14 protein-coding genes are annotated in these 16,690 nt (G+C 60.0%); 8 read left to right on the forward strand and 6 right to left on the reverse strand.

What is annotated here, in order from left to right:
* Positions 1–579: 579 nt before the first annotated feature.
* Both AC3EML_RS26730 and AC3EML_RS26735 read left to right on the forward strand, forming a co-directional pair.
* Positions 580–2,058 carry a M10 family metallopeptidase C-terminal domain-containing protein gene (locus AC3EML_RS26730; protein ID WP_023681029.1) on the forward strand — a complete coding sequence of 493 codons (1,479 nt, stop codon included), beginning with the start codon at positions 580–582 and terminating at the stop codon, positions 2,056–2,058.
* 87 nt (positions 2,059–2,145) lie between these two features.
* The gene (locus AC3EML_RS26735; protein WP_023670889.1) at positions 2,146–2,358 is read left to right on the forward strand and encodes a DUF768 domain-containing protein; all 213 of its coding nucleotides are present in this window, start codon (positions 2,146–2,148) and stop codon (positions 2,356–2,358) included.
* A 79-nt stretch (positions 2,359–2,437) separates the two neighbouring features.
* Here AC3EML_RS26735 and AC3EML_RS26740 read toward each other — a convergent pair whose 3' ends face one another.
* Entirely contained in the window at positions 2,438–3,163 is a 726-nt protein-coding gene (locus AC3EML_RS26740; RefSeq protein ID WP_023670888.1) for an AAA family ATPase, read from the reverse strand.
* 341 nt (positions 3,164–3,504) lie between these two features.
* Between AC3EML_RS26740 and AC3EML_RS26745 the strand changes: the two genes are divergently transcribed.
* From AC3EML_RS26745 to AC3EML_RS26765, 5 genes are read left to right on the forward strand one after another with little or no spacing between them, the layout of a single operon-like run.
* A complete protein-coding gene (locus AC3EML_RS26745; protein ID WP_023815051.1) occupies positions 3,505–6,255 on the forward strand; it encodes a non-ribosomal peptide synthetase in 2,751 nt (916 codons plus the stop codon).
* Positions 6,252–7,232, forward strand: a complete 981-nt coding sequence (nadE, locus tag AC3EML_RS26750) for an NAD(+) synthase (RefSeq protein WP_280790677.1) — start codon at positions 6,252–6,254, stop codon at positions 7,230–7,232. The genes AC3EML_RS26745 and nadE overlap by 4 nt, the downstream gene beginning before the upstream one ends.
* Positions 7,233–7,238: 6 nt before the next feature.
* The gene (gene asnB / locus AC3EML_RS26755) at positions 7,239–9,266 is read left to right on the forward strand and encodes an asparagine synthase (glutamine-hydrolyzing) (protein ID WP_352521938.1); all 2,028 of its coding nucleotides are present in this window, start codon (positions 7,239–7,241) and stop codon (positions 9,264–9,266) included.
* The gene (locus tag AC3EML_RS26760; protein WP_031247038.1) at positions 9,256–10,812 is read left to right on the forward strand and encodes a class I adenylate-forming enzyme family protein; all 1,557 of its coding nucleotides are present in this window, start codon (positions 9,256–9,258) and stop codon (positions 10,810–10,812) included. The genes asnB and AC3EML_RS26760 overlap by 11 nt, the downstream gene beginning before the upstream one ends.
* A 55-nt stretch (positions 10,813–10,867) precedes the next feature.
* The gene (locus tag AC3EML_RS26765; RefSeq protein ID WP_023670883.1) at positions 10,868–11,134 is read left to right on the forward strand and encodes an acyl carrier protein; all 267 of its coding nucleotides are present in this window, start codon (positions 10,868–10,870) and stop codon (positions 11,132–11,134) included.
* Positions 11,135–11,188: 54 nt separating this feature from the next.
* Here the strand turns inward: AC3EML_RS26765 and AC3EML_RS26770 are convergent, their stop codons facing one another.
* On the reverse strand, positions 11,189–11,881 hold the full coding sequence (locus AC3EML_RS26770; protein ID WP_023689767.1) for a N5-glutamine methyltransferase family protein: 693 nt from the start codon (positions 11,879–11,881) through the stop codon (positions 11,189–11,191).
* A gap of 509 nt (positions 11,882–12,390) precedes the next feature.
* Between AC3EML_RS26770 and AC3EML_RS26775 the strand changes: the two genes are divergently transcribed.
* A complete protein-coding gene (locus tag AC3EML_RS26775) occupies positions 12,391–12,762 on the forward strand; it encodes a response regulator (RefSeq protein ID WP_023670881.1) in 372 nt (123 codons plus the stop codon).
* Positions 12,763–13,509: 747 nt separating this feature from the next.
* Here AC3EML_RS26775 and AC3EML_RS26780 read toward each other — a convergent pair.
* The 4 genes from AC3EML_RS26780 to AC3EML_RS26795 all read right to left on the reverse strand — a co-directional run bounded on the left by AC3EML_RS26780 (position 13,510) and on the right by AC3EML_RS26795 (position 16,688).
* Complete coding sequence (locus AC3EML_RS26780) at positions 13,510–13,695, reverse strand: hypothetical protein (protein WP_023681021.1); 186 nt, start codon at positions 13,693–13,695, stop codon at positions 13,510–13,512.
* 638 nt (positions 13,696–14,333) lie between these two features.
* Positions 14,334–14,633 (reverse strand): hypothetical protein, encoded by a 300-nt coding sequence (locus tag AC3EML_RS26785; protein ID WP_023729588.1) that lies wholly within the window; start codon positions 14,631–14,633, stop codon positions 14,334–14,336.
* A 299-nt stretch (positions 14,634–14,932) separates the two neighbouring features.
* Positions 14,933–15,571: an NAD(P)H-dependent oxidoreductase gene (locus tag AC3EML_RS26790; RefSeq protein ID WP_023670877.1), complete on the reverse strand. Its 639-nt coding sequence runs from the start codon at positions 15,569–15,571 to the stop codon at positions 14,933–14,935.
* Positions 15,572–15,632: 61 nt separating this feature from the next.
* On the reverse strand, positions 15,633–16,688 hold the full coding sequence (locus AC3EML_RS26795; RefSeq protein WP_023670876.1) for an aldo/keto reductase: 1,056 nt from the start codon (positions 16,686–16,688) through the stop codon (positions 15,633–15,635).
* Between the last annotated feature and the right edge of the window lie 2 nt (positions 16,689–16,690).

Consider the following 16,690-nt stretch of genomic DNA (forward strand, 5'->3'; position numbering starts at 1 on the left):
CCCGGTCTTTGGATACGGTCGGACCACCAGCCGCCTCTTCCTGCGGATGGGCGACCGCGTTGCCATGCTCCCCGTCATTCGGACCCGCACGCCCGCCTTTCGGTTGAACCCGGCGGGATCCAGTTCAGTGCCTCTCCGCAATTGCCAGCGGCGAGCGCCTCGCATGACCTTGCGGACATTTGGCGCCGAGGCTTTGCTCACGAGGAGCATTGAGCGGCTGCAATGGGAGGGCTTCGCCAGGACGCGATTCTTTTGCGGTCTGAGCTCGAATAAATCCTGCGGAAGCGCGCATTTGGGCGGTGGCTCGCGCAACCGAAGCGCGCATTGGCCGATTGCCGCCACTGCAAATGCGCAGGCGCTCCGGCAGACTTCGCTGCAACGCTTTCGTTGCAGGCTTGAGCGCCCGACATACTTGGATCATCTACAAACCTCTGACGCAAGCGTAGCATCGAGGCTGTTGTGTTTTCCGGACGATGATCAAAGATTCTATCAAGGGACGCCGGTATTTGATTTGTCGCTAATGGATCCTTTCCCTAGGCAGGTGTGGGGCGCCTACCGAATCGGACGAAGGGTATGTCAATGACAACACTCCATTACGCCTCGGGCGGGTCGGCCTCCGAGGTCGCGAAAGCCGGATTCAATCTTGTTGATGTATCTTCCTTGGACCAGCTCAACGCCTTGCCGGCCGGCCAGAAAGGCCTGGTGTGGCTCAATGAAGCAGATGGTGCAACCTCCTCCTTTATCCAGAAGGTCACGCCCTTCATCGGCAATCCGAAAGTGTTTGGCTTCTTCCTCGTCGATGAGCCGGACCCGACCGGCAAATGGGGAACTTATGCCACCGCCGCTGATCTGAAGGCGGAGTCAGACTGGATCCACAGCCACCTGCCCGGCGCCAAGACCTTCATAACAATGATGAACATGGGGTCTTCCGCTAACCCCGACTTTTCAAACACCTTCAATCCTGCCAACACGCATATCGACTATTACGGCTTGGATCCCTACCCGGTACGGACCGGAACAAGCACGATTGATTACAACATGATCGACAGGACTGTGGCGGCGGCCGTCGCCTCGGGCATCCCGCTCAGTCAGGTCGTTCCCGTGTATCAGACCTTCGGCGGCGGCGACTGGACGACCGACACGGGCGGTCGCTATGTCCTGCCCAGCGTTGCTCAGGAAAAGACCATGTTGGACCACTGGGCCAAGGTAGCGCCTTCGCCGGCCTTCGACTATGCCTATGCTTGGGGTTCTCAACAGGGCGACACGGCGCTTGAGAGCTCGCCGACGCTGCAGGCTCTGTTCCTTCAACACAACCAGAGCACCGCAAGCGGTCCTTCGGCCAGCGAACCGACGCCGCCGCCTACCAGCACAGCGCCTCCGCCCACAAGTGTCCCTCCGACCAGCACCGGCGATCACATTTTCTACGGCACGGGTAGCGCGGATGTGCTTCGCGGCACCGCTGGCGCGGACACGATGATGGGCCGCGGCTACAACGACACCTACTATGTCAACAACGCCGGCGACAAGGTGGTGGAACTGCGGCACAGCGGCAACGACAGCGTGCTGGCATCGGTGAGCTACGCGCTGTCGGCCGGCTCGCAGGTCGAGCATCTTGCGACCACCAGCAAATTGGGAACTGCCGCCATCAAGCTCACGGGAAACGAATTCGCCCAAACCATCGATGGCAATTCCGGGAGCAACACTATCAACGGCGGTGGCGGGAGAGACGTTCTGACCGGACATGGCGGCAACGACGTCTTTGTCTTCGATTCGGCTCTCAAGGTCGGCAATATCGACAAGGTCACCGATTTCAAAGTGGGCCACGACAAGATCCAACTCGACCACACCGTGTTTGCCGGCCTGCATACAGGCGCCCTTCCCTCTTCGGCGTTTTACGCCGGCAGGGCCGCGCACGACAGCGGCGATCACATCGTCTATAACAGCACGACCGGCGCGCTTTCCTTTGACAGCGACGGCTCGGGCGGCGCACATCAGATCCAATTTGCCACTCTATCGCCACATCTGGCTCTGACGGCGTCCTCGTTCATCGTGACGTGACCGTGGGACGTCAGCCTGAGCAAGATGGTCTGACGTTCTTGAATATGGCTGACGGAACCAAGAAGCCCCGCCGAGCTTGTACTTGGTATGAGCGCGCGCGGCATCGAATTCCTGCAGAAATGGGTAGAGGATAAGATCCCACTCTACACCAAGGCCGATCCGGCTCTTGCGGCGAAACTTGCGGACCAAGCAACGGCGGATGCCATCAGAGCGGGAATCCGCCCCGAGGAAATCTCTGAGGAAGTCGGAAGCATGTTGACGACCATGCTCGAAGTGCTCGATCAGCACGATTCGACATGATTGCGCGCTTGGCGGCAGATGCTGCCCGGCTTGGCGCCAAATGCATAAATGTGTCATGGATCATAGGTCATGGGCCAGCCTAGGCAGCATGACCAACATGCTCTCCCAGAACGCGCGCGACGACCCCGTCCACGTCGTGAGGTTCAGCACCATTGACTTGTATCAACGGCCATCGGTCCTGGCGCAGGCACTCGCCGACCTCTCTTGAGATTTCGGCCTGCCTTAATCCTTTGTCCACGCCAAGTTCGAACAGCATAACCTCGAGGAGCGGTTGCTGCGCATGCCTATCCACAAGACGGCGGCGTAACGTTTCCTGGGGCGCGTCGAGTTGCACAACGAGATCCGGCCGCGGCAGGAACGCCAGGCACTCGCGGACCGCGTCGAGGCTTGGAGTTCTAGCCAGCACACCCAGCGCACACAAAGCCTGAATCATGCCCTCTTCGAAGATGAAGCAACCGGGCGACTCCCGCGCTTGGCGCCAGGACTGGCACAGTTGGGCGATGTCGACCTTCATTCGCCATGACCACACGCGGCTTCGAAGAGGGATCGATGCCAGAAGCCGGGCCGCGACACTGTCCTTTGGCAAGGTCGACAGCAAGATAGGACCGGATGTGGCAATCTTTTTGCCAATTCTTCCTATGCCATGGCGGATTTCCGGAGCGTCATCCTGAGCCGATCCAGGTTCAATCAGGCGATACCCATTTACTGTCTTCACATTGATGCCGTGTCTCGCCAGCCCTTGGCAGAGGCCGCGAAGCAGCGTGGTTTTACCCGCGCCAGGCGGCCCAAACAACTCGATGATCATATGCTCAAGCGTCTCCGAACGAGCAGTCATTCCCCTACGGATCAAGCTTAGCCGGATTTCAGATCACACCAACGTTCATTTGAATGATTGTTCCAGTCAGTGAATCTGGGCACCGAGCCCGGATTCTAGCGGAGATGCCGATCGCTCCGTTCGCCTGGGCAAGCCGTCTTGCGCTCGACGGAGCTTGCAAGGAAAAACGACCGGTGCTGGACACAGATGGCAAAACTTCTGAAGGACGCTCGGGAAGCGCTGGCTAGGCAAGATCGAGGCATCATCCGAATGATTGATGAAAAGATCTCCGCGGCGAGCGATGTTCGACCGTCAGCTTGGCGGGGCCCTGAATGTCCTCAGTGTGTTTGCATTCGGAAGTGGCAAATCAAAACCTACAGGTGGATCTGCGACCCACCCGAAAGTGGTCAGTCGTTCCCGAATATGATCTTGACCAAGGGGGGCCAGTCTGGCGCCGTTACCGACAGATGGGTGCCAAATTTGCGGACACTCCAATCTTCGACCACCTTGGAGATGTCGCCAGGCGGTATCCTGACAAGCTCGCAATCAGCGACGGCGCGAACCGCCTGACTTTTTCTGAGCTTTTCCGGGCGGTCGAGACGCTGGCAACTCATATCGCTGCCGTCGTCCCCGAAGGGCAGGCCATCGGCATCCTGCAAGCAAACTCCGCTTGGTATCCTGTGGCGATGTTGGCGACCATGGCGGCGGGACGGCCTTCGGTCCCGCTCAACACAAGAGATCCCGCCTCTCGCATTTTCGATATAGTCAGTGCCGCGGGGCTCGGCGCGATTATAGGCGCCGAAAATGTTCGCCCGGTCGAATTGGCCCAAGAGATCGTCTGGATCGAAATTGCGGCCGCCGTGGCGTCCAACGATCAACACCCAGAACAGCAGCATAAGCCCCCTATGGTTTCGGTCGATGCGCCCGCATTGGTGCTTTACACTTCGGGCAGCACCGGGCGCCCCAAGGGAATCGTCAACAGCCAACGCAGCCTGCTATGGCGGGTCCGGCAATATGTCGATGCGTGCCATATCAGCGCGGATGACGTTTTCCTGCCGCTGACCGGGCCAGCCACGATCGCCGGTTGCCGGGAGATCTTTGCGGCGCTGCTGACGGGCGCCACGTTGCATCTTCTCGAAGTGGAGGCTGTCGGCCTGCGCGCTACGCGCGCTCGATTGCAGTCCGAAGGTGTGACGATCGCCTATCTTGTGCCGGCACTGCTTCGAGCCCTCCTGGCTGAGGCGCCCGCCGACGCTTCCTGGCCGCTCAGAGTGGCCCGGATCGGTGGGGAGAAAGTGTCATGGATGGACATCGCTTTGCTGCGCAAAGCCGTTTCGGACCAGTGTCTGATCCAGATCGGCTACTCATCGACTGAAACCATCGGTTCGCAATGGTTCTTGCCGCCTGACTGGCCCGAGCAAGACGCGTCGGTTCCCGTCGGCAGGCTGCTCCCTGGTATGACATTCGCTATCGTCGACGAAGCGGAGCGCAATGTAGGGCCAGGCGAAAGTGGAGAGCTTCTGATCAAAAGCCGCTATGTCCTGCTTGGTCATTGGGAGAACGGTGTGGTCGTTCCCGCGCAGCCGGACCCCGACGATCCCGAGGCTCGGCTTTTTTCGACCGGGGACCTCGTTCGGCTCGACGATGATGGCATCTTGAGGATCGTCGGCCGCAAAGGGCGCCAGATCAAGATCAATGGTCGACGCATCGAGCCCGCCGAACTCGAACGGGTCTTGCGTTGCGCGCCTTCGGTGGCGGATGCCGTGGTGATGGTAACGGCCGCGCAGGAACTCATCGCCTTCGCGGTTCCCCAGCGCTTCGCAGGCGGCGCTTTTGCAGACGACCTTCGCCAGCTCCTCAGAATGACCTTGCCGGCACCATTGCGTCCCTTGCGATTGCACCCCGTTGACGCAATCCCACGCCTGTCGGGAGGTAAGGTCGATTTGGCAACACTGGCCGAGATAGATCGTTCGCACGGAAGGAGGGCGCGAGTCGCCCGGTCGTCCACTCTCGATGCTCCGCCCGCCGGAGGAGCAAAGGACACACGTCAAATAGTGCAGCACGCGTGGACGCAGGTTCTCAACACAGGCACTGCCACGGGAAACTGGGATGATGCTGGAGGAGATTCGCTGCAGCTGCTGCACTGCGTGATGGCGATCGAAAACGCCATCGGGCAAGAGCTGGGCCTCGAAGCATTCACCGTCGGCATGAGCTTGGACGAGATGGTTGAGGCGGTCGTCTCTGCACGGTCGGGCGAAGGGCGCGAAAAGAAGCACCACCCCCCGGTTCTTTTCCTGTTTCCAGGGTCCGTTGGCTATGGTCCGAGCCTGGCTGCGTTCGCAGCCGCCATAGGGAAAGTCGCCCGTGTAAACCCGATCCGATATCCGAGCCTTGCGGCGATACTGGACGGACACAACACCCTCAGCGCCATGGCTGGCGCCGCACTCGAGCAGATAAGCCGCATCCAACCTGCGGGCCCCGTGCGACTTCTCGGCCATTCTCTGGGTGGCGCGGTTGCATTCGAGGTTGCCGCACGGCTCATGAAGGCCGGGCGAACGGTGCGGTTCCTGGGCATCCTCGACACGAGCCTTCTGGACGAGCCGAGCAACCATTGGGAGACACTTACCCGTACGTTCTATCGTATTCGCACCAACCGCATATCCGCGCATCGGATGGCTTGCAGAGCCCTTGCGAAGATCACCGTCGCCGTGGGCGGCGAAGCGCGTCTGGCCAGGATTCTGGACAGATTTGCCAATGGAGAGTTCAACCCGACGATCTTCAGGACCAAACTGGAACTGCAGGAGGTTTTAAGGGCGAAGTCATTCTTCCAATGGCTTGAGGCACCGAAACCGGCTCTGCCCCTCTCCGGTACCTTGTTCCGATGTCGCAGGGAGGGAATGCCGCGGGCCTTGGGCTGGGACAGCGTCTTGGCACACCTGGACGTCATTTCGATCACGGGCAGCCACATCGACCTTGTCGTCGAACCAAACCTTGCCACCAACCGTCCGCTTATCGAGACGGCCATCGTGCAGACCTATTCCCCCGCCGAATCTCGCAAAAGGGAGGACTTGTCATCGACATAATTCCGGAATTCAGCAAGGACATGCTGACGCTCGATGCCCGCGCGGAGGTCGATCGCATCGTTGACACCTTGCGCACTCAGGTTCTCGGCACCCTGCATCGTCGCGGCGTGGTTGTCGGTCTTTCCGGCGGTATCGACAGCTCCGTCGTCGCGACCTTGTGCATGCGCGCGTTCGGGAAAGACAAGGTCCTGGGACTGTTCATGCCGGAGCGGGATTCTTCCGGCGACTCCCTGAGACTTGGCCGCCGCGTCGCGGCACAGCTTGGCATTGAAAGCGTCCTTGAGGACATAGCACCGGCACTGGAGGCCATTGGGGCCTACCGCCGGCAGATCGATGCGATCCAGACCGTCGTTCCCGACTATGGGGAAGGGTGGAAATGCAAGCTGGTGATCGCGTCGGTTCTGGAGAGCAGCGGGCTCAATATAACCCGCCTCACGGTCCAGGATCCGCAGGGTAAAGTAGATACCGTGCGTCTGCCGCCAGCTGCCTATCTGCAGATCGTTGCTGCGACAAACTACAAGCAGCGCCTGCGCAAGATGACGGAATACTATCACGCCGACCGCCTCAAATACGCGGTTGTCGGCACTCCAAATCGCCTCGAGTACGACCAGGGCTTTTTCGTCAAGCAGGGCGACGGAGCCGCCGACGTGATGCCGATCGTTCACCTTTACAAAACCCAGGTTTATCAACTCGCGGAATATCTCGAGGTGGATGATGAAATCCGGCAGCGGCCACCGACCACCGACACCTTTTCCATGACCCAAAGCCAGGAAGAATTCTATTTCGCGCTGCCCTATCACCTGATGGATCTATGCCTCTACGGCCTGAACCACGGGGTCGCCAGCAATGAGCTCGCGGCGGTTGCTGGCCTCACCGAGCCCCAGCTTCAGAAAGTGTTCAAGGACATCGAAGCGAAACGAAGGGCGGCCCACTATCTTCACGCGCGGCCTTTGCTGTCCGCGGAAGGCGGAGATTGACCGAGCATGTGCGGCATCGCTGGAATCGTGGCGCTGAATGCCACAGCGGCTTCTCCTTCGCGGCAGGCGCTGATGCAGATGATGGGCGCGCTGGCGCATCGCGGCCCCGACGGGCGCGGTCTCTACCGGGACAGACGCGCGGGGCTGGCGCATGTGCGCCTGTCCATCGTCGATCTTTCCAGTGGCCAGCAACCGATGGCGGACACAGGCGATACGACGTGGATCGTGTTCAACGGCGAGATATTCAACTACGTCGAATTGCGTGAAAAACTCACGGCGCTCGGCCACCGCTTCCGAACCCGCAGCGACACGGAGGTCGCGCTACACGCCTATCGTGAGTGGGGAGAAACGGCCTTCGAGCGGATGAACGGCCAATGGGCAATTGCGATCTGGGATTCAGTGGCCAATCGTCTTATATTGTCGCGCGACCGCTTCGGCATTTGCCCGCTGTATTTCAACGAGCATGCGCACCGGCTTTATTTCGCCAGCGAAGTGAAAGCCATTTTCGCGGCCGATCGAACCATACCTCGCGCCCTTGATCCAGCCGGCATCGATCAGACGTTCACGCTCTGGACGGTCGTTCCGCCGCAAGGAGTTTTCCACGGAATCAACGAACTCGAGCCGGGTCGTGTCCGCATCTATCAGGATGGCACCGTTCGTGAGCGGATTTTTTGGCAGCCTTCCTATCCCGACAATTTCGGATCGCGGCAGGGCGAGTTCCCCGGGTCCTCCAACGACGCGGTGGACCGCGTGTCTAGCGCTCTTGAGGCCGCGACGGCGCTCAGAATGGTGCGCGCCGACGTGCCTGTCGGGTGCTACCTCTCCGGAGGGCTGGACAGTTCGCTTGTGGCCTCGCTCGCGAGGCGCTTCGCGGGCGATCGCTTCCAAACCTTCTCCTTGCGTTTTGCCGACGCCGAATATGACGAGACCCGCTTCCAGCGAATGGTTGCCGAGGCGACCGGCAGTGAGCACCATGAAGTGGTCGTTTCGCGCAGAGATATAGCCGGAATCTTTCCGGAGGTAATCCGACACACCGAACGCCCGATACTGAGGACTGCCCCGGCGCCACTCTTCCTGCTCTCGCGCCTGGTGCGCGAGCGTGGAATCAAGGTCGTGCTGACCGGCGAAGGCGCTGACGAAATGTTCGCCGGCTACGACCTGTTCCGCGAAGGCAAGGTCCGCCGCTTCTGGGGGCGCCACCCGACTTCGACACGACGCTCTCGGCTCCTGGAACGCCTTTACCCCTATCTCACCCGCTCGCCGGTGCAACAGCAGGCGATGGCGCGTCAGTTCTTCGGGCGAAATATTCAGGCTTACGACGCGCCGGGCTTTGCTCATGAAACCCGCTGGCAAACCACCAGGGCCATCAAGCGCTTGTTTACGGCCGATATGCGGGCTCGAACGCAGGGCCGCGACGCCGTGTCCGAGTTGCTCGCCCGTCTGCCCGCGCAGTTTGCCCGTTGGAGTCCCCTTGCGCAGGACCAGTATCTCGAGGTGCAAACACTGATGTCGGGCTATCTGCTCTCCTCGCAAGGCGACAGGATGCTGATGGCTCACTCCGTCGAGGGGCGCTTCCCGTTCCTGGACGATGAACTTGTGAGGCTCGCGAATTCGCTGCCGCCCTCCTTCAAACTCCGCGGCCTCGACGAAAAGCACGTGCTGAAGCGCATGGCGGCACCCATCCTGCCCTCCGAGATCGTAGCCCGCAAGAAGCAGCCCTTCCGCGCGCCCAACGCGCTTTGCTTCGTCGGCGCAGACGCTCCGGATTACGCTCGCGAGGCGGTTTCGCAGAAGGCCCTGCGCGAGGCGAATGTCTTCGATCCAAAGGGGGTCACGCACCTGCTTGCCAAATGCCAGGCCAGAACTGGCGATGGCGACCTGTCCAATGCCGACAACATGGCGCTGGTCGGCGTGTTGTCGACCCAACTTCTTCATCAGCAGTTCGTCGCGGGTTGTCCCAGTGCAACGCTCGAATGCACGCTCAGCGTCGACGTCGACTGCGAACATCGGGAAGAGCGCCTGTATGTTGCATGATGCCATACCACTGCTACATGACTACCTCGCCCATTCCGCCGTCCGACACGGAAGTAAGGTGGCGCTGGTGTGCAACAGGCAGCGTGTCACCTACCTCGAACTGGAAACGCGAGCCAACGCGATCGCCCGGGACCTGGCCGCATCCGGAGTCGTCCGCGGTGATCGCGTGATGATCTTCGCCGACAACACCGTCGAGACGGTGGTTAGCTTCTGGGCGGTGCTAAAGGCGAATGCGGTGGTGTGCATCGTCAACCCGCTTACCAAGAGCGACAAGCTCGATTATCTGCTCAACGACTGCCGGCCGACGGCGCTCATCACGGACGGCCATCTGCACGCGATCTTCCGCGAGCCGGCGCGCGGCTGCCCGTCACTTCTGCGGGTGATCGTATCGGGACCGATCGACGACGTCGAACTCGCCCAGCTGCCGTTTGCCGTGCGCTGGGACGCCGCCCTCGCCAATGGCGCGGATACGCCGCCGGCACGGCAGTGCATCGATGTTGATCTGGCAGCCATCATCTACACGTCCGGGTCGACGGGCGAACCCAAGGGCGTGATGCTGACGCACAGAAACATGATGGCCGCGTGCGCGTCTGTCGCTTCCTACCTGGCGATTGCCGAGGACGAGGTGATCCTCAATGTCCTACCCCTCGCCTTCGATTATGGACTGTACCAGATGATCATGGCTTTTCGTACCGGCGCCCGGCTGGTGCTCGAACGCTCGTTCGCTTTCCCGGCACAGATCCTCGGGTTGATCAGGCAGGAGGGAGTTACGGGCTTTCCCGGCGTGCCCACAATCTTTGCCGCACTCTCCGAACTCAGGTCCCTCAAAGACCAGGATTTCTCGAGCATCCGCTACGTCACAAACACTGCGGCAGCCCTGCCCCTCAAGCATATTTTCATGCTTCGCGAGCTGTTTTCGGGTGCACGCATCTATTCGATGTACGGTCTCACCGAATGCAAACGTTGCACCTATTTGCCGCCAGAGGACCTCGAGCGAAAGCCATTGAGCGTAGGGATCGCAATCCCGAATACGGAGATGTGGATCGTTGACGAGCATGACAGGCGGATAGGCCCCGGCGTTGTCGGCCAACTCGTCATTCGCGGCGCAACGGTGATGAAGGGGTATTGGGGCAAGCCCGAGGCAACGGCCAGGAAACTCAAACCCGGCCCGTTGCCCGGCGAGCAGGTCCTATACACCGGCGACTACTGCCGGATGGATACGGAGGGTTACCTCTACTTCGTTGGCCGTGGGGATGAGATCATAAAGTCGCGAGGCGAGAAGGTGGCGCCAAGGGAAGTGGAAAACGTACTGATGGACATTCCAGGAGTCCGGGAAGCGGCTGTCATCGGTGTTCCCGACGAGCTCCTCGGGCAAGCGGTGAAAGCCTTTGTGGTGATGGAGCATGGAAGAGCCATTGGCGAAAGGGAACTGCAGAAGGAGTGCCAGAAGCGTCTGGAAAACTTCATGGTCCCGAAATCCATCGTCGTTGTTGCGAACCTGCCGATGACGGACACGGGAAAACTCAAGAAAACGGCGCTGTCATGATGCGGGGCCAGAACCAAGTCGCTGATTTAATGGCGTCGCTACGGAGGACGAATTCATGTTGACCATCAAGGAACGCACCGGAATCTACAGCGAGCAGATTCGTAGTTTCTTGGTTTCAAATTTCTACGTCAGCGACGTCAAGGCATTGCTGGATGACGCATCCTTGCTCGATCAAGGCATTGTCGACTCGACGGGTGTGCTTGAGATTATCGGCTTCATCGAGGAGACCTTTGGCATTACCGTCGAGGACAGCGAACTTCTGCCTGAAAACCTCGATTCCATCCAGGGGATCGAGCAATACATCATCCGCAAAATGAACTGATGGGTGAGCGTAACGCCCAGAGCAGCCCCGTATTTGGTCTGACTGTCGCAGGATTTATGCCTGCGTCTTGACTTGCCCCAGAACCACCCGGCCCTCGCCCGCTTCGTTCGAGACCGAACGGATGTTCTCGAATGCCTTGCTGCGTTCCAGCAGACCCGCTACCTGTCGGTCTTGGCCAAGCCCGACCTCGAAGAGCAGGATGCCGCCACGCCGCAGGTATCGCGGTGCGTCTTTCAGCACGCGCATATGAATGCTCAGGCCGTAAGGGCCGGCTGCGAACGCCTCGCGCGGCTCAAGCTCGATCAGATGGGCGCGGTCGCCCTCGAGCCGCTTTTCAGAAATGTAAGGCGGATTGCAGACGATTACGTCGATAGTTCCGTCTAGCCCAAGGCCGATGAGAGAGTCGAACAAGTCGCCCTGAAGCACCGAAAGACGCTCAGCCATGCCGTGATGTGAGGTGTTGCGGCGTGCCGTTTCGACGCATTCATCGGTGAGATCGCTTGCCCAGACAAGGGCGCTGGGCACATGGTAGGCGATCGCGCACGCCAGATTCCCAGTGCCGCAGCACATATCAACTATGCGCGGAGCCGGCAGGTTCATCTGATGCAACACACCAAGCGCGGTCTTGCCGAGCAACTCGGTCTCAGGTCTGGGGACGAGCGCACCGGGCGAAACCAGCAGTTCAAGTCCCATGAACATGGCGCGGCCGGCGCCATAGGCATCAGCTACACTGAACTCTTTGCTCATGGCCGACCCCATCGCTTGATCTCCCCAGTATAGATCTGCGGCGCTCATGCGCCAGCCAAACCTGCTCCGAAATCATGAATTCTCAAGCCTTTCCTTCGAAAAACTGCAGGCACAAACTCGGTGCATCGCACTTCTGACGCTCATTGACCGACCGCAATCTCAGGTCGCCCAAGATGGAGAGAGAGAGAGAGAGAGAGAGAGAGAGAGAGAGGTGCTGCTGATGCTTTGAAGAGCCAATGGCGTGATACGGAGGCTTTTAGATTTTGCGGATCGTGGAGAGGGTAAATGCCTATCCAACTCTGATGGAGCGGAGGCGGACCGCAGCTCCATTGACGCGCTAATCTTCGGCTCCGGTAATTCAGCAAGTGGTCGGTGGAAGCGCCTCCGCTCCAGCATCAGCCTCACCTTGCTGCATGGAGAGGTTACCTATAGGTTTGCGGACATGTCGAAACAACTGTCCGAAGGTCTCGGATCGACATCTCATTTCCGGTCAATCGCAGAGAGGGGCCGTGAGCGAAAGCGTGAGTGTTCTGATTGTTGAGGATCAATGGCTAGTCGCGCAGGACACTGCCGCGCGGCTGCGTCGCGCCGGTTATCAGGTGGTCGGACCTGTGCCGTCGGTATCCGCCGCTCTGCGTCTTGTCGAATCGGACAAGATTGACGTGGCGTTGCTAGACATCCAGCTGAACGGTGAAACGGGTCTGCCGGTGGCGAGGATATTGCAGGCGCGAGGCATCCCCTTTGCCTTCTTGTCGGGATTTGGCCCCGCCGACGTTCCCGCGGCTTTCCGCGACTGCAGATTCCTGCCGAAGCCGGCAACCGATGCTGTCATCCTTGCTGCTGTCAGCGAGTTGGCGTCCCTGCGCACAGCTTCGCGCTGACATTCGCTCCGACCGTAGCATTACCGGAGTTGCGCCCTGGCGACCTGGTAGGCCGGGCGAGGTCAGTTTCACAAAAGGCAACATTGGCGCTTTGGCCACGAGGACGGCGGACTACGACCGGCGAGGACGGAAATTCAGCGTTCAAAAAGCATCCGCCGGGTTCCACTTCTCGGCCTGTTGGCGGCGATTTGGACTTAGGTCCGATCACGTCGCCAGAGGTCGGATTGCGGAACATCTGCCAAGGACCCACGTTCGGGGTTTGAGCACGGAGGTGCCGGCCGATCTCGAAGCGCAAGTTTCACGGGCAACTGTTGGGGAGTGTCGTAGTGCCGATTTCAAACGATATGGGGGACGAGTACCTGGAACTGGAATGTCCAAACTGTTCTCATGTCATCATAAAAAAGGGATCGTGGTTGAAGGTGATATCCAACTTCAACTGCACCCAATGCCATGCAAAAATCAGAATTGGTTATATGACCAAGCTCGCGCTTTTCGAGAAAAAAAGGCAAAGCATGAACCCGGCTGCGCAGTGAGAGTCCTAGCGGCCCGACAGTCGTTTGGGGTGGTGCGTTGAACCGTCGGGCCTGACCGGCCCGATGGCGGGGGAGCCAGGCCGGCTGGGTGAATCGTATACATTAGATCGTGCTTATCAAGCCCAAATACGCGGCGCGACATCGCCTGGTGACGCAACGGTGAACCCCGCGCCCGTATACGCGCTAGCAGGAACGTCGGCGGTCAACATGCCGCTCATTCGTAGAGAGTGCGAACAGCTTCATCAAACAACTCCACCTCGGCTTCAACCTTTTCAGCCGCTTTATCGACCTTGTCGAAACGCTTCAGCATTCGATTGTGGAGCATGGACAAGCGTGCCGCATGGTAGACCACGCTGCGCTTGTAACCTTCAGAGTCGAGTGGTTCGAACAACATTGTCATGGCAGAAATCCTCAATGTTTTTCGTCCTGCAATCCTTCCCTAGTAAACCGCCAGTTAACTCTTTCGTTCCGCTGGTGATGCGAAGGCGCCCGAATGAATAACTCGTTGCGCTGTCTCCAGACTGCACGAGCGTGCTTCGTCTGTCTGAGGTTGGGCCCCAAGGCTTGCGCTTGCCTCGCCTGTTCGGCTCATGCTGCGTCAGTCACGACATCGACGGCCAGCTTCAGTTCAATCGCTTTGGGCGTGAGTTGAATACCGGCGCTGCCAAAAATTGCCGAATGATCATCCTGCTGTGGTGGGACCGCCGAACCCGTCAGGAGCGACGAACCGAGCCGGCTTGGATAGTCGCCCCGCCGCAAGGACGCGAGCGATCGAAGATCACGTCGGCAGGTGCTCTGCCCTCTCTAGGAAGCCGGCGCCGCGCGCACTTACTGAAAAAACCCAAACAGAATAAGAGCGAGAAAGGCAAACAGCAGCGCTGCAGCCGCTAGCAACACACCTTTGTTGGAGCCGCGCCGAGGTTGAGGGTCAGGCACGAGTTTTTTCCGGTTTGGGAGTTCATTCATTGGACATTAATTTGCGGCTGCAAATTAGGTTCCGCTCATGCTTGAATGCCTACAATGCCGCCCCACAGCGCCCTACAGGCGCACGACCTTCGCTAGCCCTAGGCGTATCCGCTGGCCTTCTGCAAAGGACAACGCGAACGATTCCTGATTGAATGACCTGGCAATTTCCTGATCTTTCTCAACCACGCGGACGAACCATTCGCCGCAGGTTTCTGTCACTTCGACGCAAGGCACGGCCTTGCGGAATGGAACCACGTTATCCATCACAGCCGACCTACGAGCAATGGCAACATCGGTCTTGTAAGGCCACCGAATTCGGGATTTCAATAAAAAAGTCGATACGGAGCAGGAGCGGCTCGCCGTGGAGGGCATGGCGAAGCTTCTGAAGCGGTTTGTCTGACCGACTGTCTAACCAGGTTGTCTACCCTCGACGCAAAGCCTTGTTCATCAAGGCGACTGGTAGGCCCGGAGGGCGAACGAAAATCGTCGATTTTGTTGGGTTTTTCGCGGGCAAAAATCAGAAATCTTCCCGCATCGTTCCGTATGGTTCCGAGGACGGCCAAAGCACCGAACGCTCGGTGTTTGGCCTTCAGATGGAGCACGAATAGCGAAACTTCCAGGCAGCCATCACCCTACTACACTAAAAGATGTTCACGACCTTCCCGAACCCCTTAGTTCCGTTTGCCGAGGCAGCCGGCACCTGGCCGAGCCCGATACCCGTCAGCCTGAAGCCAGCCTGACCGGTTGGCTCTTCGGCTGCCGCGCTGAAAGCAACGTCGCGAACTGGTCCACGGCCTGTGCGGCCAGCCCAGGCCCGTTGGATCCAAAAGCTTGCCGTCGGCAAAATCGCTGTCGCTGCCATAGACGACGCTCGGCACCCTCAGCGCCGAATAGAAGCCGAACGGCGGGCGAAGCTGGTGTTCGACCACCAGCGCGTGGCGCTGGCCGCCTCCCGTCGCGCCGATCAGGACTGGGCGATCGACGAGTGCCAGCGGATCGATGAGGTCGAACAGGCCAGCATAGGAACCATTATAGACCGGCGTCGTCACGATCAGCGCGTCGGCTTGTTCGACCGCGGCCACCACATCCAGCGCCTCCGGCGTCGATTCCTTACGCGTGAACGCAGCACCCAGACCGCGGCCGGCATCGACGAGATCGAGGAAATTCACTGTGACCGACAGTTTTTCGCGCAGTGCCTCACCCAGATGATGCGCCAGCCTCCGTGATTTCGACGGCCTATGGGTGTTGCCTGACAACACGACGATGTTCTGGCGCAGCCGTTCGACATGGAAATTCGTGGTCTCTCTCATCTGTGCGAAATGATTGGAGACTCTGACGGGGCCGCCGGCCCCGCCAGTCCACAGCTGACCGTCAGGCGGCGCGCAGAGGCCGCGTCAGCGGGATCGGTGCGGCCGGCTCGGAACGCGGCACACGGCCTTCGACCGGATGGCTCGGATCGTTGAACCCATGCGTCGAGGCATGGCCGGCGGTGACGAGGCGGTCGACAAAGGCCTCGTCCTCGGCGGTCAGCCTGAAGTCCAGCGCCTTGGCGTAGCTGTCCCACTGTTCCTCAGTGCGCGGACCGGCGATCGCCGCCGTGATCAGCCGGTTGTTGAGCACCCAGGCCAGCGCGAAATCGGCGGCCGAGACACCGCGCGACTTTGCGTGCGCCGCGATCTGCCTGGCGATCTCGATCGATTCCGGGCGCCACTCGGTCTCGGCGATACGCTTGTCGCCACGCCCGGCCCTAGTGTCGGCGGCTGGCGCCTGGTTGGGCTCGTATTTGCCGGTCAGCACGCCGCGCGCCAGCGGGCTGTAGGAGACGACACCAAGACCAAAATAGGCTGCCGCCGGCAGTTGCTCGGCCTCGGCGGTGCGGTTGACGATGTTGTAGAGCGGCTGGCTGGCCACCGGCCGGTCGATGCCGAGTTCATCGGCGAGATGCGCGACTTCGGCGATGCGCCAGCCACGGAAGTTCGACACGCCGAAATAGCGCAGCTTGCCCTGGCGGATCAGGTCGGCGATGGCCCGCACCGGCTCCTCCAGCGGCGCATCGAAGACGGCGCGGTGGAAATAGAACAGGTCGATGTAGTCTGTTCCCAGGCGCCTCAGACTGTTCTCGACGGTCTGGATCACCCATTTGCGTGAATGGCCGCCGAGATTGGGACCCTTGTCATGCGAGTTGACGAATTTGGTCGCCACCACCCAATGATCGCGCGTCGCCTTGATGCCGCGGCCAACAACTTCCTCGGACTTGCCATTGTGGTAGACGTCGGCGGTGTCAATGAAATTGACGCCTTGCTCGCGCGCCTTGTCGATGATGCGGTGCGCGACCGTCTCCTCGGTCGGCCCGCCGAACATCATGGTGCCAAGGCTGAGCGGGGAAACCTTCAGGGCGCTGCGGCCGAGATAGCGGTAATCGGACATTG

The sequence above is a fragment of the Mesorhizobium sp. P170090 genome (assembly GCF_057786115.1).